Genomic DNA, 19,970 nt, shown 5'->3' with positions numbered 1-19,970 from the left:
GGTATGCGGTCGCGACGCGACCGCGCGAGCCCGTGGCTCGCAGCCCCCTCATCCAACTGCGCCTAGTCGCTTCGCGAAGGCTTCGTATCCTTCTCCCGTAAGGGGAGAAGGAAACCATGCTCTAGGCCCGCGGGTGCGCGCTGCGATAAATGTCCAGCAGATGCGCTGCGTCCACGGCGGTATAGACCTGCGTCGACGCGAGGCTCGCATGCCCCAGCAACTCCTGCAGCGACCGCAGATCGGCCCCGCCCGCCAGCAGATGCGTCGCGAAGCTGTGGCGCAGCGCGTGCGGCGTCGTCCGCTCGGGCAGCCCCAGCGCGCGCCGCGCCGACCGCACGCTTGCGCGCACCACGCCGGGCTGGAGCGGCCCACCGCGCGCACCGAGGAACAGCGGCACCTCCTTGCCCATCGGCCAGGGGCAGGCATCGACATAGCGCGCCACCGCCGCCGCCACTGCAGGCAGGATCGGCACCACGCGCGTCTTGTTCCTCTTGCCCGTCACGCGCAGCACACCGCCAAGCGGCAGCACCGCGCCCGTCAGCGACAGCGCCTCACCGATGCGCAGCCCCGCGCCATAGAGCAACAACAGCAACGCAAAATCGCGCGCTCCGACCCAGCCTTGCCGTGCATTGTCCTCGACATCCTGCGCCAGCTGCAAAGCCTCGGCGGGCGCCACCGGACGCGGCAGCCCCTTCTTAACGCGCGGCCCGCGCAGCGCGGGCAAGGTCGCCTCCTCGCCCCCCACGAAACGCAGGAACCCCCGCAGCGCCGACAATTCGCGCGCCGCGGAGGCATTGCCCAGCCCCTCGCCCCGCCGCGTCGCGAGATAGGCACGCAGGTCGTTGGCGCTCGTCCGCCGCAGCATGCCCGCATCGACTTCGCCGCCATGATGGCCCGACAGAAAGGCGGCAAACCGCTCGGCGGTCGCGACATAGGCGCGCCGCGTATGCTCCGACCGGCGCTTCTCATGCGCCAGATGGGCATCCCAGTCGCGGATCAAATCTTGCGCCAAAGCACTCCCCCGGAATCCCTATCGGATGGAAACCGTAGCCCTGAGCCTGTCGAAGGGCGCTTCTCTGATAGGCGCCCTTCGACAGGCTCAGGGCTACGGTGAGGCCTATAGCCTAGCTTGTCCGCACCACCTCGGAAAGGATCGAGTCGAGCAGCAGTATCCCCTCGTCGGTCACCGCCAGCCGGTCACCCTCGCCGCGCATCAGCCCCACGCCCGCAAGCCGCGCTACCGCGTCGCCATCGACGAACGCGTCGCGCCCCAGCCCGCTCCGCGCCTCGACCCGCGCCAGGTCGACGCCTTCGCTCAGCCGCAGCCCCATCAGCATCGCCTCGGTCGCGCGTTCGTGCGCGGGCAGGTCGCTCTCGACCTTCAGGCCGTGGCCGTTGCGTGTCACGGCGGCGATGAAATTCTCGGGCTTCTTGTGCCGCTCGGTCGCCTGGCCCAGCCGCCGCCCATGCGCCCCTGGTCCGATCCCGGCATAATCGCCATGACGCCAGTATGTCAGATTGTGCCGGCTCTCCTCGCCCGGCCGCGCATGGTTCGACACCTCGTAGCGCGGCAGCCCCGCGGCGCGCGTCATCGCCTGCGTCGCGTCGAACAGGTCCGCCGCCGCATCGCCATCGGGAATGACCAGTTCGCCCTTCGCCGCCAGCGTCGCAAAGCGCGTCCCGGGCTCGATCGTCAGCTGGTACAGCGACAGATGCCCCGTGCCGAACGCCAGCGCGGCCGCCAGTTCCTGTTCCCAGTCAGCCAGCGCCTGGCCCGGCCGCGCATAGATCAGGTCGAAACTGGCGCGGTCGAAACAGGTTTGCGCCGCCGCGATCGCCCGCCGCGCCTCGTCGCCGCTGTGCGCCCGCCCCAAGAACTCAAGCACTTGCGGATCGAAGCTCTGAACCCCGATCGAGACGCGATTGACCCCCGCGACCGCCAGATCGGCAAACGCGGCAACTTCCACCGAATTGGGATTGGCTTCCAGCGTGATCTCGCAATCTTCCGCGAGCCCCCAAAGCGCCTCCGCCTCGGCAATCACCGCCGCGACGGTAGCAGGCGGCATCAAACTCGGCGTCCCGCCCCCGAAAAAGATCGACGACACGGTCCGCCCCGGCAGCAAAGCCGCCTCATGCCGCAAATCCGCCAGCAAAGCCGCGCGCCAGACCTCTTGGTCGACGCTCTCGCGCACATGGCTGTTGAAGTCGCAATAGGGACATTTGCTGACGCAAAACGGCCAATGGACATAAAGGGCGAGCGGTTCGGCCACTATCTTGTGTCGTTCAGTTTCGCACTTGGCGACGACTTAGATATTCATCTTGGATGTACCGTTCCTCTTCCGTGTAGGGCTCATCGAGAGCGTCGTCGGGCCAGATGGAATCAATCTCGCACCAAAGATCGTACAGATGCTGCGCCTCTCTGAAAGACCGTGCGCGAAAGCTATGCACGATGCGACTGCTTGTCGAACGCCGAACATCGTTGGATTCCTTGACCGCACCCATCTGCTGACCGAGGTCGTCTTCCCAAACTTCAATCAGCAATTCGATCATTTTCCCGACCCGAAGGCCCCCGCCACCAGCTTGGCAAAAGCATCGGCTCGATGGCTGATCCGATGCTTCTCTGCCGGATCAATCTCTGCGAAAGTCAAGGTGTTACCGACCGGAACGAACACCGGATCATAACCGAAGCCCAGCTTGCCCCGCGGCGGCCAGGTCAATGCACCTTCCGCGGCACCTTCGTAAACATCGACATGCCCGTCGGGCCATGCGAGCGCCAACGTGCACACGAAGCGCGCGCTGCGGTCGGCGTCCGGCCCCTGCTCGGCGAGCAGCCCCTCGACCTTGCCCATCGCCAGATACCAGTCGCGCCCCGGATTGCCCTCGAAGCGCTGCCGCTCGGCCCAGTCGGCGGTATAGACCCCCGGCCGCCCGCCCAATGCCGCGACCTCGAGCCCGCTGTCGTCGGCGAGCGCGGGCAGCCCCGCCGCCGATGCGCTCGCATGCGCCTTGAGCAACGCATTCTCGCGAAAGGTCGTCCCCGTCTCTTCGGGCTCGGGCAGGCCGAGGTCCCCCGCCGACACCGGCTCGATCCCGAACGGCTCGAGCAGCGCGCGGATCTCGCGCACCTTGCCCGCATTATGGCTCGCGATGACGAGCTTGCCGGGGGCGAGCTTGCGGTTCACCTCAGCGTCCCACCGCCTTCGCCTGCGCGGCGAAGATGTCGGCGCAGCCGATGCGCGCGAGGCGGAGCAGGCGCAGCAGGCCTTCCTCGTCATAGGTCGCGCCCTCGGCGCTCGCCTGCACCTCGACGATCTGGCCGCGCCCGGTGAGCACGAAATTGCCGTCGGCCTCGGCGACCGAATCTTCGTCATAGTCAAGGTCGAGCACCGGCGTGCCCTTGTAGATGCCGCACGAGATCGCCGCGACCTGGTCCTCGATCGGGTCGGCGGTGATTGCGCCCGAGGCGATCAGCTTGTCGACCGCGAGCCGCAGCGCGACCCACGCGCCCGAAATCGATGCGGTGCGCGTGCCGCCGTCGGCCTGGAGCACGTCGCAGTCGATCACGATCTGCCGCTCGCCCAGCTTCTGGAAATCGACCACGGCGCGAAGGGACCGGCCGATCAGCCGCTGGATTTCCTGCGTGCGCCCCGACTGCTTGCCCTTCGCCGCCTCGCGGCTGCCGCGCGTGTGCGTCGCGCGGGGCAGCATGCCATATTCGGCGGTGACCCAGCCCTGGCCCTTGCCGCGCAGGAAGGGCGGCACCTTCTCGTCGACGCTGGCCGTCACAAGCACCTTGGTGTTGCCGAAGCCGACGAGCACGCTGCCCTCGGCATGGATGGTGAACTCGGTCTCGATGGCGATGGGGCGCATCTGGTCGGGCGCGCGGCCGGAAGGGCGCATGGATGATCCTTTCGATTAAAGATGCCGAGGCCCTTAGGCGCGCGCGCTCAATCGCTCAACCGCATACGAAAGAAATCGAGGATTTCGTCGCGCGCCTGCACCGTCGGCTGGCCCGCTTCGTCGATCAGGTGGATCGTCACCACGCTGTGCGGATTCTTCATCGGGCTGTCGGGGTTCGCCGCGTCGTCGGGCAGCACCTTGCCGATGAAACGGTCGCCGAGCGCATCCTCATAGGCCGCGAAGCGCGCCGCCTTGCAAAATTTGTCGCCCTCGAAGCGATAGGCGAGCACGGTCAGATCCTCGACCTCCATCCGCGCCTTCACCGCGGCGAGTTCGTCGGGGGCGATATGCATGCCCGCGTGATCGTTCAGCGGCAGCGAGGGCTGCGCGAGCACCGGCGCGAGCACCGCGGGTTCGAGCATCATCGACAGCGCAAAATTCCCCGTGAAGCACATGCCGATCGCGCCGACGCCCTTGCCGCCGCATTCCTGATGCGCCTGCGCCGCGAGCGCGCGCAGCCACCGCGTCGCGGGCGAGCTTTCATTGGCCTGGAACGCCCGGAACTGGCGGCTGATGCACCCGCCGATCATCGTGAACAGCGCGCCCGGCATCCGCACCACCGCGCCGTCCTTGCCGAAGATATGCGGCATATAGACGGTGAAGCCCGCACCCACGACCCAGCGCGCGAAGCGCGCGACATGCGGGCTGATGCCGGGCATTTCGGTCATCACGATCACCGCGGGGCCGCTCCCCATCGTATAGACGCGGTGCTTGCGGCCGAGCAGGACGATGTCGCGATGCTCGAAATCGTCGAGCGGGTCGTCCTGGTTGAGCGGGCGTGTGGTCATATGTGTCTCCCCCGGTGGGGAGGCTAGGCAGAAGGCGCCCCCAATGCACCCACTTTCGTCATCCCCGCGAAAGCGGGGATCCAACTTCCTTCTTTCGCTCTTTATCTTTGTGCCTTTGTGCCTTTGTGTGAAATCAGAAAAATCTCACGCAAAGGCGCAAAGAAGGAATAAGCTGGATCCCCGCCTTCGCGGGGATGACGATTTGGTGACGCTTGCCCCATCCCCTCCCCATCCCTAAATCCCTTCCATGAGCACCCCGCCGATCACCGAACTCACCACGCGCGCGCGCGACGTGTTCCGGCTGGTGGTCGACGCCTATCTCGAAACCGGCCAGCCGGTGGGCTCGCGCACGCTATCGAAGCTCGCCAGCCTCAACCTCTCGCCCGCCTCGATCCGCAACGTCATGCAGGACCTCGAGGAGTTCGGCCTGCTCGCCAGCCCGCACACCAGCGCGGGACGGCTGCCGACCGAACAGGGACTGCGGCTCTTCGTCGACGGCATGATGCAGGTCGCCGAACCCAGCGCCGAGGACCGCGCCCAGATTGAGGCGTCCTTGTCCGACGCCGGCCCGATCGAAAGCGCGCTCGCGCAGGCGACCTCGGCGCTGTCGGGGCTCTCCGCCTGCGCCGGCCTCGTGCTCGTGCCTAAGCATGAGCGGGTGCTCAAACAGCTCGCCTTCGTGCCACTGTCGGCGAGTCAGGCGCTCGTCGTGCTGGTCGCAGGTGACGGGTCGGTCGAGAACCGCGTCATCGCCATTCCGGCCGGCCTCAACCCCTCGGCGCTGGTCGAGGCGGGCAATTATATCAGCGCGACGCTCAGCGGCCTCACTCTCACCGAAGCCATGGCGCGTGTGCGGCACGAGATCGAGGCCGAACGCATCGCGATCGACCGCGCGGCACAGGACCTGGTCTCGCGCGGGCTCGCCATCTGGTCGTCCGACGGCGCCGACCGCCCGGTGCTCATCGTGCGCGGCCAGGCGAATCTGCTCGACGACAGCGCGGTCGGCGACCTCGACCGCGTGCGGCAACTGCTCGACGAGCTCGAGACGAAGCAGGATATCGCGCAGCTGCTCGACAGCGCGCGCGAAGGCAGCGCGACGCGCATTTTCATCGGGTCGGAGAATAAATTATTCTCGCTTTCGGGCTCGTCCGTGATAGCGGCGCCCTATCGCGGCGCGGACGGGCGCGTGGTCGGCGTGGTCGGGGTCATCGGCCCCACGCGCTTGAACTATGCCCGGATCGTACCCATGGTGGATTTCACCGCTCAATCGCTCTCCAGACTGATACGATAGGTTTATGACGAATATGGACAATGATACGCCCGTCGAAGACGACGCGCTGACCCCCGAGAATATCGCCGCCGAAGCCGACGCGACCGCGCCTACGCCGGGCGAGAATGACGAAGTGGCGAAGCTCGCCGAACAGGTCGCGGCGCTGCAGCAGGACCTGCTCTATGCGCGCGCCGAGACGCAGAATGTCTCGCGCCGCAAGGACAAGGAGATCGCCGACGCGCACGCCTATGCCGCGACCAAATTCGCGCGCGACATATTGTCGGTTGCCGACAATCTCGGCCGCGCGCTTGCCGCGCTGACGCCCGAGCAGCGCGCCGACGAAGGAATCAAGCCGCTCGTCACCGGGCTCGAGGCGACCGAGCGCGAACTGCTCGGCGTGTTCGAACGCAACGGCATCACGCGCATCGCGGCGATCGGCTTGCCGCTCGATCCCAACCAGCACCAGGCGATGCTCGAAATCCCGAGCGACAAGGCGCCCGGCACGATCGTGCAGGAAATGCAGGCGGGCTATATGATGAAGGACCGGCTGCTGCGCCCGGCGATGGTGGGCGTGGCGAAGGCGGGGTAATCTTCTCCCCTCCCGCTTAGGGAGGGGATCAAGGGGTGGGTGCGCGGCGCGTCTGCGCCGCAATAGAATCTGCTCCGGTTCGACATTTCACAACGAAGAACTCGCGCCCTGCGGGCGCGATACCCACCCCCGGCCCCTCCCTTTCAGGGAGGGGAGTTCTCACGCCGCCTTGCGCATCTTCGCGAGCTTCTTCAGCACCATCTCGCGCTTCAGCCGCGACAGATGGTCGATGAAGAGAATGCCTTCCAGATGGTCGTGCTCGTGCTGGATGCACGTCGCCATCAGCCCGGTCATGCGCTCGCGGTGCTTGTTGCCGTCCTCGTCCTGCCAGTCGACGGTGACCTCGGCGGGGCGCGTCACATCGGCATATTGCTCGGGGACCGACAGGCAGCCCTCCTGATAGACGCTATGCTCCTCACTCTCGTCGGAGAAGACGGGGTTGATGAACACGCGCGGAGTGCGGATCAGGCGCTTGCCTTCCTCGTCCTCGGGATCGATTTCCTGCAGGTCGATGACCAGGATGCGCTTCGGCACCCCGACCTGGATCGCGGCAAGCCCGATACCGGGGGCGTCGTACATCGTCTCGAACATGTCGGCGACCAGCGTCTTCAATTCGGCGTCGAAGGTCTCGACCGGCTTCGAAATGACGCGCAGCCGCGGATCGGGGGTCTCTATGATGGGTAAAAGGGCCATGGCGTGCAGGTATGGTCGCGGGGGCGTTGGGTCAAGGGGGGACCGGGGTGATCTAGCTAGACTGCGATATTGCGGAATGTTTCAGCTCAATGTAGAACAAATAAAGAACTAGGAGGCAACGATGGCGGCTTCGCAGATCGGGACGATTGAATTCCAATGTGGCGAATGTGGAAGCGATCAAATTCGCGTCGAAGGCGACGGCTCGCCTTCTGACAAATTCCATTGCGCAAAGTGCGGAGCGTTTCTGGCAACTCGGGCTGGCGCGATTGAGGCAGCAAAGCAAACTGCTAAAAGTGCGGTGCCCGACATTGCGGCGGCGATTAGAAAATCGCTGAAGCTGTAGCTTGCCTCACCCCACCGGTCGCCTAGCCCTGAGCGCCTGCGCCAGCGTCCCCTCGTCGAGATAATCGAGCTCGCCGCCGACCGGCAGGCCATGCGCGAGCTGCGTCAGCCGCACCGGATAACCCTCGAGCCGCTCCGCCAGATAATGCGCCGTCGTCTGCCCCTCCAGCGTCGCGTTCATCGCCAGCACCACCTCGTCGATCCCGCCCGCCGCGACGCGCGCCACCAGCGCATCGATACTGAGGTCCTGCGGCCGCACGCCCTCCAGCGCCGACAGCCGGCCGCCGAGCACATGATATTTGCCCGGGAAAAGACGCGACTTGTCGAGCGCCCAGAGGTCCGATACCTCCTCGACGACGCACAGGCTGCGGTCGTCGCGGCGCGGGTCGGCGCAGATCGCGCATGGGTCCTGCGTGTCGACATTGCCGCAGATGGTGCAGGTGACGAGCCGCTCGGACACCGTCTGCAGCGCCGCGAGCAAGGGCGCGAAGCTGCTCTCGCGCTTCTTCATCAGGTGCAGTACCGCGCGCCGCGCCGAGCGCGGACCGAGGCCCGGCAGGCGGGCGAGTTGCTGGACGAGGGCTTCAATCTCTTGCGATGCCATGACGGATGGTCTTAAGCGGCGCGCGAGAAATAACAATCACCTCCCAAACCCGCTCGGGCCGAGCTTGTCGAAGCCCCGTCCTTTCTTCGGACAGCGGCAAGGGGAAGAACGGCCCTTCGACAAGCTCGGGGCGAACGGAAAAGGACAGGCACGCTCTTGCGCATCGCCTTCATGGGAACGCCGCCCTTTGCGGTGCCGACGCTCGCCGCGCTGCATGCGGCGGGGCACGAGATCGCGGCCGTCTACACCCAGCCGCCCCGCCCCGCGCAGCGCGGCAAGAAGGTGCAGCAGAGCGCCGTCCATAATTGGGCCGAAGAACATGGCCTGCCCGTGCGCACACCGAAGAGTCTGAAGGGCGAAGAAGCCCAGGCCGAATTCGCCGCGCTCGACGTCGATGTCGCGGTGGTCGCGGCTTACGGCCTGATCCTGCCGCAGGCGATCCTCGACGCGCCGCGCGAGGGCTGCCTCAACGTCCATGGCTCGATCCTGCCGCGCTGGCGCGGCGCGGCGCCGGTCCAGCGTGCGATCCTGGCGGGCGATGCCGGGACCGGCGTAACGATCATGCAGATGGATATCGGCCTCGACACCGGCGCGATGCGGCTGGTCGAGACGACGCCGACCGCGGGCAAGAGCGCGGGCATGCTGACCCACGAGCTCGCCGAGATGGGCGCGCTGATGATGGTGAAGGTGCTGAGCGACCCCCACGCCTTTGCGCCGCACGCGCAGCCCGATGCGGGCGTCACTTACGCCGCGAAGATCGACAAGAGCGAGGCGCGGCTCGATTTCCTGACGAGCGCGGTACAGGTCGAGCGCCAGGTCCGCGCCTTCAACCCGATGCCGGGCGCTTTCTTCGAACTAGACGGCGAGCGCTATAAATTGCTCGCCGCGGAGGTTGTGCATCCCGCCGAGACCGTCGCGGGCGCCGCACCCGGCGTCACGCTCGACGATGCGCTGACGATTGCGTGCAACCCCGGCGCGATCCGCGCGACGCGTGTCCAGCGCGCCGGAAAGCCGGCGATGAACGCCGCCGAGCTGCTGCGTGGCCGCGCAATTCCGAAGGGCACGCGCCTAGCCTAACCCCGTTCGTGTCGAGCGAAGTCGAGACACGCGAAGGCAGGCACGGCCGATGGGCATCTCGACTTCGCTCGATGCGAACGGCTAAGGGGCGGCGATGACAAGATTTGCCCTCACCATCGAATATGACGGCCGCCCCTATATGGGCTGGCAGCGGCAGGCGCATGGCCCCAGCGTCCAGCAAACGATCGAGGAGGCGATCCACCGCTTCACCGCCGAGACGGTGGCGGTGTTCAGCGCCGGGCGCACCGACGCCGGGGTGCACGCCATCGCGATGCGCGGCCATGTCGACATCGAGAAGCCGCTGACCCCGTTCAAGCTGACCGAGGCGCTCAACGCGCAGCTGCGTCCCGCACCGATCGCGATCACCGGCTGCGAGATCGTCGCCGACGACTGGCACGCGCGCTTCGCCTGCATCGGCCGCGCTTACGAATATCGCATCGTCAACCGCCGCGCGCCGCTGACCTGGGACAAGGGGCTGGCGTGGCAGGTCGCGCGCCCGCTCGATGCCGAAGCAATGCACGCCGCCGCGCAGCAGCTGGTCGGGCTGCACGATTTCACGACCTTCCGCTCAGCGCATTGCCAGTCCGAAAGCCCGGTGAAGACGCTCGACGGGCTGTCGGTCAGCCGCCACGGTGAGGAGATCATCATCAAGGCCGCGGCGCGCAGCTTCCTCCACCATCAGGTGCGCTCGATGGTCGGTTCGCTGGCGCTGGTGGGGCACGGCAAATGGTCGGCGCGCGACCTGAAGGCGGCGCTCGACGCGGCCGACCGGCAGGCGCTGGGGCTCAATGCGCCGCCCGATGGGCTTTATTTCGTGGGGGCAAAATATCCGTAAATTCCTCTCCCGTCGGGAGAGAGAAATAAAAAGGGCGGCCCTTTCGGACCGCCCTTTTTCATTCGCAGAGAACCCGGCCCGCGCCGGGATGGGCTGCCGCTTCGCGTCAGCCCACCTTCTCCACATAATATTTCGGCGCATGCTCGTTCAGAATCTGCAGGATCTTCGCCTGCGCCGTCTTTTCGTCGCTCTCTTCCATCGCGCCCAGCTCGCGCGCGAGGCGGCTCGAGGCGGCTTCGAAGATCTGGCGTTCCGAATAGCTCTGCTCGGGCTGGTCGTCGGCGCGGAACAGGTCGCGGGTCACTTCGGCGATCGACACCAGATCGCCCGAATTGATCTTCGCTTCATATTCCTGCGCGCGGCGCGACCACATGGTGCGCTTGACCTTCGGTTTGGTGGTCAGCACCTGCAGCGCTTCCTTCAGCGTCTTGTCCGACGACAGCTTGCGCATGCCCACGCCCTCGGCCTTGTTGGTCGGGACGCGCAGGGTCATTTTTTCTTTTTCAAAGCGCAGGACATAAAGCTCGAGCTGCATGCCGGCGATTTCCGACCGCTGCAGTTCGATGACGCGCCCCACGCCATGTTTGGGATAAACGACATAGTCACCGACTTCGAAGAGGAGGGTGTTTGCGGACATGCAGTTTCCTTTCTGTGCCTTGTCGGAACGGCGAAGCGTCAAAGCCAGTGCATCCGGCCCTCCCGTGGAGGTGGATCGAAGCATTTTGGCGGCGCTAGCCAGTCAGAGTGACAAGGGATATGGCTCCATCGGAAACGCCGATCGCGCCCCAGCCCAGCGACGGGAAGAGGCAGAATGTCGGCGTGTTGATATTTATTATAACAGAGTCGCAACAAAATTGCCACCCCTGCACGGAAATGCGTGGGTGGGCGCCTTGACGGCCCCTCGGGACCGTTTCAGGCTGGGACGAAATCACAAATGGGAATGCCGCGATGCGAGATCAATGCTGGTGGATTACAGGGGCTTCGTCGGGGATCGGCGCGGCGCTGGCGCGGGGACTTGCGACGCGCGGCGCGCGACTGATTCTCTCGGGCCGCAACATTGCCGCGCTCGAGGCGGTGGCCAAGGATTGCGGCGCCGGCACGATGATCCTGCCGTTTGAGGCGACCGACTATGCCGCGCTGCCGACGATGGTCGAGGAGGCGTGGAACTGGTGCGGGCGGATCGACGGGCTGGTCAACAATGCCGGCATTTCGCAGCGCAGCCTGGCGATCGAGACCGACTTTTCGGTCTATGAAAAGATCGTCGCGGTCGACCTGCTCGCCCCGATCGCGCTGACCCAGGCGCTGCTGCCGCGCATGGTCGCCGCGGGCGGCGGACAGATCGTCGCGATCTCCAGCGTCGCGGGGATCGCCGGAGTGCCGCTGCGTAGCGCCTATTGCGCAGCGAAGCATGGCCTCATCGGTTATCACGACAGCGTGCGCGCCGAGAACGAGCATCTGGGGCTGAACGTGCTGGTGGTCGCGCCGGGATCGGTCGCGACCAACGTCAGCCGCAACGCACTCAACGCCGACGGCAGCGTCCGCGGGGAAAGCGACAAGGCGATCGAAAACGGCCTGTCGCCCGATTTCGCCGCGACGCAGATCCTCGAAGCGGTCGCGGCGGGGACGCGCGAACTGGTCGTCGCCGAGGGCGCCGAAGCCGCGATCCCGGCGCTGCGCCGCGGCGACCCCGACGCGCTGTTCGACCGCATGAGCGCAATGGTCCAGGCGGGCTATGCCGCGCAAATGAAAGCGGGCCGCGAGGGATAGCCCCCGCAGCCCGCCTCGATCAGGGGGCGGTTGCAGCCACCACCTGGGCACCGACGACAATCGGCACCGGCTTGTCGTTGTCGGTGGCGATATAGGCCGGGTTGTGCTTGCCCAGCCATGTTTCGACCGCCTTCAGCCATTCGATGGCGACATCGTCATAGGGCAGGTTGTGGGTGTTTTTCGGCTGCTCGAGATATTCGAAATCGACGCCTTCCTTCTTGCCGGCCGACTTCAGCGCCGACACCAGCGTGCGCGCCTGCGCAACGGGCACGCGCTGATCGCGCACGCCGTGCACGATCATGATCGGCGCCCACTTCCCCTCGGCATTCTTCGCCGGCGAGACCGTGCCTAGTTCTGCCGCACCCTTGGCGAGATAATTGGAGCCGAAGCTGCCGAGATAGCCTTTGTCGTAGCTGCGCATCATCGCCAGGTCGTAAACCCCGGCACCCGCGATCGTGCAGCGATATTTGTCGGCATTGCGCTGCGCCGCGCGCGCCGACGCGTAGCCGCCATAGGACCAGCCCATCATGCAAACGCGCCTGGGGTCGATCAGCCCCTGCCCCGCGAGATGGATGATGACATCGTCGAGATCGTCCTGCATGCGCAGCCCGAACCCGTTCGATCGGCCTTTCTTGATGAACTCGGCGCCGTAGCCGCCCGACCCGCGATAATTGGGCTGGACGACGACATAGCCCATTTCGGCGACCGACTGCGCCCAATTGTCAAAATCCGCGGTATCGCGCACACCGAACGGACCGCCGTGTGTCAGAATGACGAGCGGCAGGCCCTTTGCCTGCTTGCGATGGCGCGGCATCGTCATGATCGCTTCGATTTCCTGCCCGTCGGAGGCGGTGTAGCGAAAGGCCGAGACCGGATTGAGTTCGGCATCGCCGAGCGCCGCCGCGCGATGGCCGAGCAGCTTCATCTTTCCGCTCTGCGTGTCGTAGATATAATAGGCGCCGGCCTGGTTGGGCTTGGCTGCGAAAACGACGAACTTCTTTTCGCCGCGGTCGCTCGACACGATCTGGCTGTTACCGGCGCCAAACATCTCGTCGAGACCCGCCATCACCTCGCGGTAGAGCGGATCGGTCCACACCGTTCGCGCGCGCGCCTCGGTCACCGTATAGCCCACCACGCGCTTGCCCAGATAGTCGGCCTCGACGCCATCGACGTCATAGCCCTTCGATTGGAACACCAGCCGCTCGGTCCCGCTGGGGTTGGTCATATTGACCTTGTAGAGCTTGGAATAGCCGTCCTTGTTGTCCGACACGAGCATCATGTCGGGTTCGGGAAGGAACATGATCGGCTTCATCCCGGCACCCGTGAAATCCTTGTCGGCCTCGTTGGTGACGGTCTTGACCGGCCCCTTGGCGTCCGACCGATACAACAGACGCTGCTTGCCCGTGTCGCGGTCGTAACCGACCCCGCCGCGCACGACGCCGTCGGGGTCGGCGAACCAGCTGCCGACCACCGGGTTGGGCCGCATGACGGTCGTGATCTTGCCGGTGCGGACATCGACCGAAACCACCTCGGGATCGTTCCAGGCTTCGGTATTCTCGTGCTTGTAGGTGCGCTCGATCAGCAACGTCTGCTTGTCATGGTCGACGTGCAGGATGCTGCCGCCATCGGCCGCGACGCCGTCCCACGCCAGCGGGGAGACCTTGCCGGTCTTGAGATCGTAGGTCGCAAGGCGGCGGATATCGCCGCGTTCGCCCCCGAAATTCTCGCGCGCCATCAGCGTCAGCACCAGCATGTCATTGCCGACCCAGTTCCAGCCGCTCGTGGTCCGGTCGCCGGCCTCGCGAAACTCCTCGGTTGTCGCGATCATCTGCGGCTTGGCGGCAGGGTCGTTGAGATCCAGCCACACGAGATACTCACGGCCCTCCTGCGTCATCTTGAGCGCGACCTTGCTGCCGTCGGGCGACATGCGTACGCCGCTCATCGACGGCCGTTTGCCGAACAGCGCCGTATCCACGCGCCCCTTTTGTGCCGTCACCACGATATCGCTCGCCTGCTGCGCCGCCGCGACCGCAGGCGCCCCCATTGCCGACGCCAGCAATGCCGTGGCAAACATCTTCTTGATCATCATCGTCTCCGTCCTCGCGCCCTGACGAACGGCGCAACCCACTGGCTTGCGGGCCGATTGCCCGCAGCTACCCCATAGGGCGAGCCTAGGAAGGCGGCCCGGCGATGGCAACAAACTTAAGTTGAATTTGAAACCAAAAAGCCCCGCCGGATCGCTCCGGCGGGGCCTTTCGTTGCCCGCAAGGGCGGTGCAGCCTAGGCCGCGCCGTGCGCCAGCGCCGCGAGGAGCAGGATCGCCACGATGTTGGTGATCTTGATCATCGGGTTGACCGCCGGACCCGCGGTATCCTTGTACGGATCGCCGACGGTGTCGCCGGTCACCGCGGCCTTATGGGCCTCGCTGCCCTTGCCGCCGTGGTTGCCGTCCTCGATATACTTCTTGGCGTTGTCCCATGCGCCGCCGCCCGAGGTCATCGAGATCGCGACGAACAGCCCGCCGACGATCACGCCGAGCAGGAGCGCACCGAGCGCCTCGAGCGCTTCGGCCGGACCGGCCACAGCGCGGATCACGAAATACACGACGATCGGCGCGAGCACCGGCAACAGCGACGGAATGATCATTTCCTTGATCGCCGCCTTGGTGACCAGATCGACCGTGCGCGCATAGTCGGGCTTCGATTCATAGGTCATGATGCCCGGGTTGCTCTTGAACTGCTCGCGAACATCCTTGACCACTTCGCCCGCCGCGCGGCCCACCGCGGTCATGCCAAACGCACCGAAGAGGTACGGCAGGAGCGCGCCGAGCAGCAGCCCGACGATGACATAGGGCGACGAGAGCGAGAAGGTCAGCGGTTCGGAAATGCCGAGCTTCGCCGAATATTCGGCGATGTCGGCGGTGTAAGTACCGAACAGCACCAGCGCCGCGAGACCCGCCGAACCGATAGCATAGCCCTTGGTCACCGCCTTGGTCGTGTTGCCCACGGCGTCGAGCAGGTCGGTCTTTTCACGCACGCTGTCGTCGAGGCCCGCCATTTCGGCGATGCCGCCGGCGTTGTCGGTAACGGGGCCATAAGCGTCGAGCGCGACGACCATGCCGGCGAGCGCCAGCATTGCGGTGGCGGCAAAGGCGATGCCGATGATGCCGGCGATCTGATAGGCGATGATGATGCCCGCACAGATGACGAGCGTCGGCAGCGCGGTCGATTCCAGGCTGATCGCCAGGCCCTGGATGACGTTGGTGCCATGCCCCGTTTCCGACGCCTTGGCGATCGACCGCACCGGGCGGTAATTGGTGCCGGTGTAATATTCGGTAATCCAGATGATCAGCCCGGTGATGACGAGGCCGAGCAGCGAGCAATAGAAGAGGCTGCGGCCGTTGAAATCCTGGCCCGCGATCATCGTTTCCATGTCGCCGAGCGCATATTGCGTCGAGAACCAGATCGCCGGGATCGACAGGATCGCGGTGACCAGGAAGCCCTTGTACATCGCGCCCATGACATTCTTTCCGCCGCCGAGACGGACGAAATAGGTGCCGATGATCGAGGTGATGATGCACACGCCGCCCATCAGCAGCGGCAGGCTCATCAGCGGAATAAGCGCATCGCCCGTCCCCTTCAGGAGCAGGGCGATCAGCACCATGGTGGCGCCGACGGTGACGACATAGGTCTCGAACAGGTCGGCCGCCATGCCCGCGCAGTCGCCGACATTGTCGCCGACGTTGTCGGCGATCACCGCGGGGTTGCGCGGATCGTCCTCGGGGATTCCGGCCTCGACCTTGCCGACCAGGTCGGCGCCGACGTCGGCCGCCTTGGTGAAGATACCGCCGCCGAGACGCGCGAAGATCGAGATCAGCGAGGCGCCGAAAGCGAGCGCGACGAGCGCGTCGACCACGGTGCGATCCTCGCCGCCGACGGTGTAGCCGCCGACTTCGAGCAGATACCAGAAGAAGACCGAGATCGCGAGGAGCGCGAGGCCCGCCACGAGCATGCCGGTGATCGCGCCGGCGCGAAACGCCATGGTCAGGCCTGCCTGCAGCCCGGTCTGCGCCGCGGCCGCGGTGCGGACATTGGCCTTCACCGAGATATTCATGCCGACGAAGCCGGCAACGCCCGACAGGATGGCGCCGATCAGGAAGCCTATGGCCGAAACCTCACCGAGGAACCACCAGACGAGCACCGCGACGACGACGCCGACGATGGCGATGGTGCGATATTGCCGGCCAAGATAGGCCTTGGCGCCTTCCTGGATGGCGGCGGCGATTTCCTGCATCTTTTCGTTACCGGCCGAGGCGCCGAGCACCTGCCGGGAGGTAACGAAGCCATAGAGCACGGCCAAAAGGCCGCACGCTATCGCGATCAAAACCGGATTCATGCGTGTCTATTCCTTCCCCATTGAGAAGGGCGAACGCGAAGATAGCAGTCGAACGTCCGACTTATTGATGCCGGTTCGCTCTCTCCCCTGATGCGACCGCCCCAAATTTGGACGCCGCGTTATGGGAAGAAAGAAAGCGCAGGGCAACCCCGCTTTTTCCGCAATTTTCCGCAAGTTTCGCCGCTAGTGCATGAAACCGAGACGCGCCGGCAGCGCGATACGCCGGGCGCGGTGGGTGAGCGTGATTCCCTGCCCCACCCCGACATGGCCGATCGGCGTCGCCGCGACGTTCAGCCCCGATGCGATGTCGCGGATCGCGGCCGCCGCATTGGTATCGGCGCTGAACAGCAGCTGGTAATCGTCGCCCGCCGTCGCCGCGGCGAGCCGCGTGTCGAGCACGTCGGGGCGAACGCCAAGCAGCGCCGCCGACAGCGGAATCGATTCGATCATGATACCGAACTCGCAGCCGCTGGCGTCGGCCATGCGCTGCGCGTCGATGAACAGCCCGTCAGACACGTCCATCATCGCATGAACGTGGCGCGCGACTGCCTGGCCGAAGGTCAGCTGCGGCTGCGGCCGGCGATAGGCGGCAAGGCAGGTCTCGTTCGCCTCCTCCTGCCCCAGCCGCATCGCGAGCCCCAGCCCGGCGTTGCCGATCGTCCCGGTGACCCAAATCTGGTCGCCCGGGCGCGCGCCGCTGCGCGGCGGCGCCCCGCCCTCGGGTGCGCGGCCGATCGCGGTGAGCCCGAAGCTGCGCGGCGCCCCCGTGGGCACGCGCACCGTATCGCCGCCGAGCAGGATGATCCCGAAGCGGCGCAGCGCGACGTCGAGCCCGTCGGCGAAAGCCTCGTCCCACGCCGCATCGCCAAGGCTGTAGCCGACGAGCACAGCCAGCGGCGCGGCGCCCTTGGCGGCAAGATCGGACAGGTTCACCGCGACGAGCTTCCACGCGACGTCCTGCGGCGTGTCGTCCGGGAGGAAATGGATGCCCTCGACGATCATGTCGTGGGTGAGGATCAGCCCTTCCCATTCGGCCGCGTCGTCCACTAGCCCGCGCGCAGCAGGGTCGGTCGCGATGGCCTGCAGGCGGGCGATGAAATCGGCTTCGCTCAACGCTTTCCCTCTTCCGTTCGCCCTGAGCTTGTCGAAGGGCCGTTCTTCCTTTTGCGTCTAACAGAAAAAAGACGGTCCTTCGACAAGCTCAGGACAAACGGCATTATTGGTAGCGTCTTAACTTTTCGCCCGCACATCCTTGCCGATCGCGTCGAGCAGGCCGTTGGCGAAGCCCGCTTCGCGCCCGTCGAAAAAGGCTTTCGCAACATCGACATATTCGCTGACCACCGCGCCGACCGGCACGTCGCCGCGCGCGATGAGTTCATAGGCGCCCGCGCGCAAGATCGCCTTCATCGTGCGGTCGAGCCGCTCCATCGACCAGCCGCTCGCGAGCCGCGCGACGATCGCCGCGTCGATCTCGGGCAGCCGCGCGAGCGCACCCTTCACGATGTCGTCGAAGAACGCGACATCGGCGTCGGCATATTCCTCGTCCTCGATCGTCGCGCCGATGCGGTGCTGGTGAAATTCATGGATCAGCCGGGTGACCGGCGTCCCTTCCATCTCGTGCTGGTAGAGCGCCTGCACGGCGGCGAGGCGGGCGGCGGAGCGGGATTGGGCGCGTTTGTTCATGGCTTTTCTATTTCAGTCTGTTCTGGACGCTCAGCGCGTGGGCGGGCAGCCCCTCGGCGCGCGCGAGCGCGACGGCAGCGGGGCCAATAGCGCCTAGCGCCGATTCGTCCAGCGCAAGGAAGCTGGTGCGCTTCATGAAATCGGTCACCGACAGCCCGCTCGAAAAGCGCGCGCGGCGTCCGGTGGGCAGGACATGGTTCGGCCCCGCGACATAATCGCCGATCGCTTCGGGCGTGTGCCGGCCGAGGAAGACCGAGCCCGCATGCCGCACCTTCGCGAACAGTGCATCGGCGACATCGGCATCGACCGCAAGCTCGAGATGTTCGGGCGCGAGCCGGTCACAGAGCGGGATCGCGTCGGCCAGCGTGGGAACGACGATCACCGCGCCATTGTCGGCCCAGCTCGCCTGCATCGTCGGCGCAGTGCTCAGCGTCGGAATGACATGAGCGACTGCCGCCGCGACCGCGTCGGCAAAATCACCGTCGTCGGTGAACAGGATCGACTGGCTGGTCGGATCGTGCTCGGCCTGGCTCAGCAGGTCGGCGGCGATCACATGCGGTTCGTTGCGCGCGTCGGCGACGACGACGATCTCGCTCGGCCCCGCGACCATGTCGATGCCGACCACGCCGTAGAGCTGGCGCTTGGCCTCGGCGACCCAGGCGTTGCCGGGGCCGGTGACGACGTCGACCGGTGCGATGCGGCCGGTGCCATAGGCGAGCGCGGCGACCGCCTGCGCGCCGCCGACGCGCCAGATTTCGTCGACCCCGCCGATATGCGCGGCGGCCATCACCACCGGATTGACCTCGCCGTCCGGGGTCGGGGTCATCATCACGATGCGTTCGACCCCCGCGACTTTGGCGGGGACGACGTTCATCAGCACCGACGACGGATAGGCAGCGCGCCCGCCGGGGACATAGACCCCCGCGGCGTCGACCGCGCTCCACCGCGCACCGAGCCGCGCGCCGATGCCGTCGCGATAGTCGCGGTCCTCGGGCAGCTGCGCGGCGTGATAGGCGCGGATGCGCTCCGCCGCGAGGTCGAGCGCATCGCGGAGCTCGGGCGCCAGCGCCTCATAGGCGGCGGCGCATTCCTCCTTCGAGATGCTCCAGCCGCACGCGTCGAGGTCGAAGCGGTCGAACGTCGCGGTATAGCCGGCGAGCGCCACATCGCCCTCGGCCTTCACCCGCGCGACGATCGCCGCGACGTCGGCCGACACGTCGGACGCGCTTTCGCGCCGGTCATTCACCAGCGCATCGAATTCGGCGGCGAAGCCGGGGTCGGAGGCGTCAAGCCGCCGCATCGCCGACCGCCTGGCGGAAGCGCTCGACCAGCGCCGGCACCTCGGCCGAGCGCAGCTTGAACGCAGCGCGATTGACGATCAGCCGCGCCGACACGTCGCTGATCACCACCTGCTCGGCGAGCGCGTTCTCGACGAGCGTGCGCCCGGTCGAGACGAGGTCGACGATGTGCGAGGCGAGCCCCAGCTTGGGCGCGATTTCCATCGCGCCGTTCAATTTGATGCACTCGGCCTGGATGCCCTGCGCCTCGAACCAGCGGCGCGTGGTGCCGGGATATTTGGTGGCGACGCGGATGTGGCTTGCGCCGATCCCCGGCGGCGCAGCGTCGGCCGGCCCCGCGAGCGACAGCCGGCAATGGCCGATGCCGAGATCGACCGGCGCGTAAAGCTCCGAATAGTCGAATTCGTCGATCACGTCCGAGCCGACGATGCCGAGCTGCGCCGCGCCATGCGCCACGAAAGTGGCGACGTCGAAGGCGCGCACGCGGATCAGCGAGATGTGCGGCTGGTTGGTGCCGAACACCAAAGCGCGGCTCTTCGGATCGAAGAAATCCGCCGCGGGCTCGATGCCGACCGCCGCGAGCAGCGGCAGCGCCTCGTCGAGGATACGCCCTTTCGGGATGGCAAAGATGATCGGTTCGGGCATAAGCGCGCCAGCCCATAGAAGGCG

Annotated in this window: 21 protein-coding genes; 6 read left to right on the top strand and 15 right to left on the bottom strand. The window is 66.2% G+C overall.

The genetic code is table 11. The features are described 5' to 3' along the window. Positions 1-121: 121 nt before the first annotated feature. From AC1RNQ_RS17590 to AC1RNQ_RS17565, 6 genes are all read right to left on the bottom strand, one after another. The gene (locus tag AC1RNQ_RS17590; protein ID WP_493173160.1) at positions 122-1,012 is read right to left on the bottom strand and encodes a tyrosine-type recombinase/integrase; all 891 of its coding nucleotides are present in this window, start codon (positions 1,010-1,012) and stop codon (positions 122-124) included. Between the two features lie 112 nt (positions 1,013-1,124). Beyond that, positions 1,125-2,270 (bottom strand): radical SAM family heme chaperone HemW, encoded by a 1,146-nt coding sequence (gene hemW, locus AC1RNQ_RS17585; protein ID WP_493173158.1) that lies wholly within the window; start codon positions 2,268-2,270, stop codon positions 1,125-1,127. A gap of 13 nt (positions 2,271-2,283) precedes the next feature. After that, on the bottom strand, positions 2,284-2,550 hold the full coding sequence (locus AC1RNQ_RS17580; RefSeq protein WP_493173156.1) for a hypothetical protein: 267 nt from the start codon (positions 2,548-2,550) through the stop codon (positions 2,284-2,286). Next, positions 2,547-3,182, bottom strand: a complete 636-nt coding sequence (gene rdgB, locus AC1RNQ_RS17575; protein WP_493173154.1) for an RdgB/HAM1 family non-canonical purine NTP pyrophosphatase — start codon at positions 3,180-3,182, stop codon at positions 2,547-2,549. Before rdgB ends, AC1RNQ_RS17580 begins: the two co-directional genes overlap by 4 nt. 1 nt (position 3,183) lies before the next feature. Continuing rightward, positions 3,184-3,900, bottom strand: coding sequence for a ribonuclease PH (gene rph, locus AC1RNQ_RS17570; protein ID WP_493173152.1), 717 nt, complete (start codon positions 3,898-3,900; stop codon positions 3,184-3,186). Between the two features lie 47 nt (positions 3,901-3,947). Next, positions 3,948-4,748, bottom strand: a complete 801-nt coding sequence (locus tag AC1RNQ_RS17565; protein WP_493173150.1) for a dienelactone hydrolase family protein — start codon at positions 4,746-4,748, stop codon at positions 3,948-3,950. 247 nt (positions 4,749-4,995) lie between these two features. On the opposite strand from AC1RNQ_RS17565, the gene hrcA reads away from it, so the two are divergent. Both hrcA and AC1RNQ_RS17555 read left to right on the top strand, forming a co-directional pair. Then, complete coding sequence (hrcA, locus tag AC1RNQ_RS17560; RefSeq protein ID WP_493173148.1) at positions 4,996-6,039, top strand: heat-inducible transcriptional repressor HrcA; 1,044 nt, start codon at positions 4,996-4,998, stop codon at positions 6,037-6,039. Positions 6,040-6,043: 4 nt separating this feature from the next. Further along, positions 6,044-6,607 (top strand): nucleotide exchange factor GrpE, encoded by a 564-nt coding sequence (locus tag AC1RNQ_RS17555; protein WP_493173146.1) that lies wholly within the window; start codon positions 6,044-6,046, stop codon positions 6,605-6,607. A 159-nt stretch (positions 6,608-6,766) separates the two neighbouring features. Here AC1RNQ_RS17555 and def read toward each other — a convergent pair whose 3' ends face one another. Beyond that, positions 6,767-7,300 (bottom strand): peptide deformylase, encoded by a 534-nt coding sequence (gene def, locus AC1RNQ_RS17550; protein WP_493173144.1) that lies wholly within the window; start codon positions 7,298-7,300, stop codon positions 6,767-6,769. A 121-nt stretch (positions 7,301-7,421) separates the two neighbouring features. On the opposite strand from def, the gene AC1RNQ_RS17545 reads away from it, so the two are divergent. Continuing rightward, positions 7,422-7,643, top strand: coding sequence for a hypothetical protein (locus tag AC1RNQ_RS17545; RefSeq protein ID WP_493173142.1), 222 nt, complete (start codon positions 7,422-7,424; stop codon positions 7,641-7,643). Positions 7,644-7,649: 6 nt separating this feature from the next. Here the strand turns inward: AC1RNQ_RS17545 and recR are convergent, their stop codons facing one another. Continuing rightward, positions 7,650-8,246, bottom strand: coding sequence for a recombination mediator RecR (gene recR / locus AC1RNQ_RS17540; protein WP_493173140.1), 597 nt, complete (start codon positions 8,244-8,246; stop codon positions 7,650-7,652). Positions 8,247-8,402: 156 nt separating this feature from the next. On the opposite strand from recR, the gene fmt reads away from it, so the two are divergent. Continuing rightward, positions 8,403-9,323 (top strand): methionyl-tRNA formyltransferase, encoded by a 921-nt coding sequence (gene fmt / locus AC1RNQ_RS17535; protein ID WP_493173138.1) that lies wholly within the window; start codon positions 8,403-8,405, stop codon positions 9,321-9,323. A 94-nt stretch (positions 9,324-9,417) separates the two neighbouring features. Next, entirely contained in the window at positions 9,418-10,158 is a 741-nt protein-coding gene (gene truA / locus AC1RNQ_RS17530; protein ID WP_493173137.1) for a tRNA pseudouridine(38-40) synthase TruA, read from the top strand. A gap of 106 nt (positions 10,159-10,264) precedes the next feature. On the opposite strand, the gene AC1RNQ_RS17525 is transcribed toward truA, so the two are convergent. Then, the gene (locus AC1RNQ_RS17525) at positions 10,265-10,795 is read right to left on the bottom strand and encodes a CarD family transcriptional regulator (RefSeq protein WP_493173135.1); all 531 of its coding nucleotides are present in this window, start codon (positions 10,793-10,795) and stop codon (positions 10,265-10,267) included. Between the two features lie 311 nt (positions 10,796-11,106). Between AC1RNQ_RS17525 and AC1RNQ_RS17520 the strand changes: the two genes are divergently transcribed. Then, positions 11,107-11,925, top strand: a complete 819-nt coding sequence (locus AC1RNQ_RS17520; protein WP_493173133.1) for an SDR family NAD(P)-dependent oxidoreductase — start codon at positions 11,107-11,109, stop codon at positions 11,923-11,925. Positions 11,926-11,944: 19 nt separating this feature from the next. On the opposite strand, the gene AC1RNQ_RS17515 is transcribed toward AC1RNQ_RS17520, so the two are convergent. From AC1RNQ_RS17515 to hisG, 6 genes are all read right to left on the bottom strand, one after another. Continuing rightward, positions 11,945-14,011 carry an alpha/beta hydrolase family protein gene (locus AC1RNQ_RS17515; protein WP_493173131.1) on the bottom strand — a complete coding sequence of 689 codons (2,067 nt, stop codon included), beginning with the start codon at positions 14,009-14,011 and terminating at the stop codon, positions 11,945-11,947. 194 nt (positions 14,012-14,205) lie between these two features. Next, a complete protein-coding gene (locus AC1RNQ_RS17510) occupies positions 14,206-16,320 on the bottom strand; it encodes a sodium-translocating pyrophosphatase (RefSeq protein ID WP_493173129.1) in 2,115 nt (704 codons plus the stop codon). A 183-nt stretch (positions 16,321-16,503) separates the two neighbouring features. After that, entirely contained in the window at positions 16,504-17,433 is a 930-nt protein-coding gene (gene thiL / locus AC1RNQ_RS17505) for a thiamine-phosphate kinase (protein WP_493173127.1), read from the bottom strand. A gap of 117 nt (positions 17,434-17,550) precedes the next feature. Continuing rightward, the gene (gene nusB / locus AC1RNQ_RS17500; RefSeq protein WP_493173125.1) at positions 17,551-18,003 is read right to left on the bottom strand and encodes a transcription antitermination factor NusB; all 453 of its coding nucleotides are present in this window, start codon (positions 18,001-18,003) and stop codon (positions 17,551-17,553) included. Positions 18,004-18,010: 7 nt separating this feature from the next. Continuing rightward, positions 18,011-19,303: a histidinol dehydrogenase gene (gene hisD, locus AC1RNQ_RS17495; protein WP_493173123.1), complete on the bottom strand. Its 1,293-nt coding sequence runs from the start codon at positions 19,301-19,303 to the stop codon at positions 18,011-18,013. Then, complete coding sequence (hisG, locus tag AC1RNQ_RS17490; protein ID WP_493173121.1) at positions 19,290-19,946, bottom strand: ATP phosphoribosyltransferase; 657 nt, start codon at positions 19,944-19,946, stop codon at positions 19,290-19,292. Before hisG ends, hisD begins: the two co-directional genes overlap by 14 nt. Between the last annotated feature and the right edge of the window lie 24 nt (positions 19,947-19,970).

The organism is Sphingopyxis sp. GW821-FHT12F08, assembly GCF_058806755.1.
Note: the sequence above shows the minus strand (reverse complement) of the source record. Positions and strands in the feature narration are given on the sequence as shown.

Coding starts and splice junctions, on each gene's coding strand:
- hisG (WP_493173121.1), bottom strand. CDS start 19,946: ATGCCCGAACCGATCATCTTTGCCATCCCGAAAGGGCGTATCCTCGAC.
- hisD (WP_493173123.1), bottom strand. CDS start 19,303: ATGCGGCGGCTTGACGCCTCCGACCCCGGCTTCGCCGCCGAATTCGAT.
- hrcA (WP_493173148.1), top strand. CDS start 4,996: ATGAGCACCCCGCCGATCACCGAACTCACCACGCGCGCGCGCGACGTG.
- recR (WP_493173140.1), bottom strand. CDS start 8,246: ATGGCATCGCAAGAGATTGAAGCCCTCGTCCAGCAACTCGCCCGCCTG.
- AC1RNQ_RS17525 (WP_493173135.1), bottom strand. CDS start 10,795: ATGTCCGCAAACACCCTCCTCTTCGAAGTCGGTGACTATGTCGTTTAT.
- truA (WP_493173137.1), top strand. CDS start 9,418: ATGACAAGATTTGCCCTCACCATCGAATATGACGGCCGCCCCTATATG.
- nusB (WP_493173125.1), bottom strand. CDS start 18,003: ATGAACAAACGCGCCCAATCCCGCTCCGCCGCCCGCCTCGCCGCCGTG.
- AC1RNQ_RS17545 (WP_493173142.1), top strand. CDS start 7,422: ATGGCGGCTTCGCAGATCGGGACGATTGAATTCCAATGTGGCGAATGT.
- AC1RNQ_RS17520 (WP_493173133.1), top strand. CDS start 11,107: ATGCGAGATCAATGCTGGTGGATTACAGGGGCTTCGTCGGGGATCGGC.
- AC1RNQ_RS17580 (WP_493173156.1), bottom strand. CDS start 2,550: ATGATCGAATTGCTGATTGAAGTTTGGGAAGACGACCTCGGTCAGCAG.
- AC1RNQ_RS17515 (WP_493173131.1), bottom strand. CDS start 14,011: ATGATCAAGAAGATGTTTGCCACGGCATTGCTGGCGTCGGCAATGGGG.
- def (WP_493173144.1), bottom strand. CDS start 7,300: ATGGCCCTTTTACCCATCATAGAGACCCCCGATCCGCGGCTGCGCGTC.
- AC1RNQ_RS17565 (WP_493173150.1), bottom strand. CDS start 4,748: ATGACCACACGCCCGCTCAACCAGGACGACCCGCTCGACGATTTCGAG.
- AC1RNQ_RS17510 (WP_493173129.1), bottom strand. CDS start 16,320: ATGAATCCGGTTTTGATCGCGATAGCGTGCGGCCTTTTGGCCGTGCTC.
- rph (WP_493173152.1), bottom strand. CDS start 3,900: ATGCGCCCTTCCGGCCGCGCGCCCGACCAGATGCGCCCCATCGCCATC.
- AC1RNQ_RS17555 (WP_493173146.1), top strand. CDS start 6,044: ATGACGAATATGGACAATGATACGCCCGTCGAAGACGACGCGCTGACC.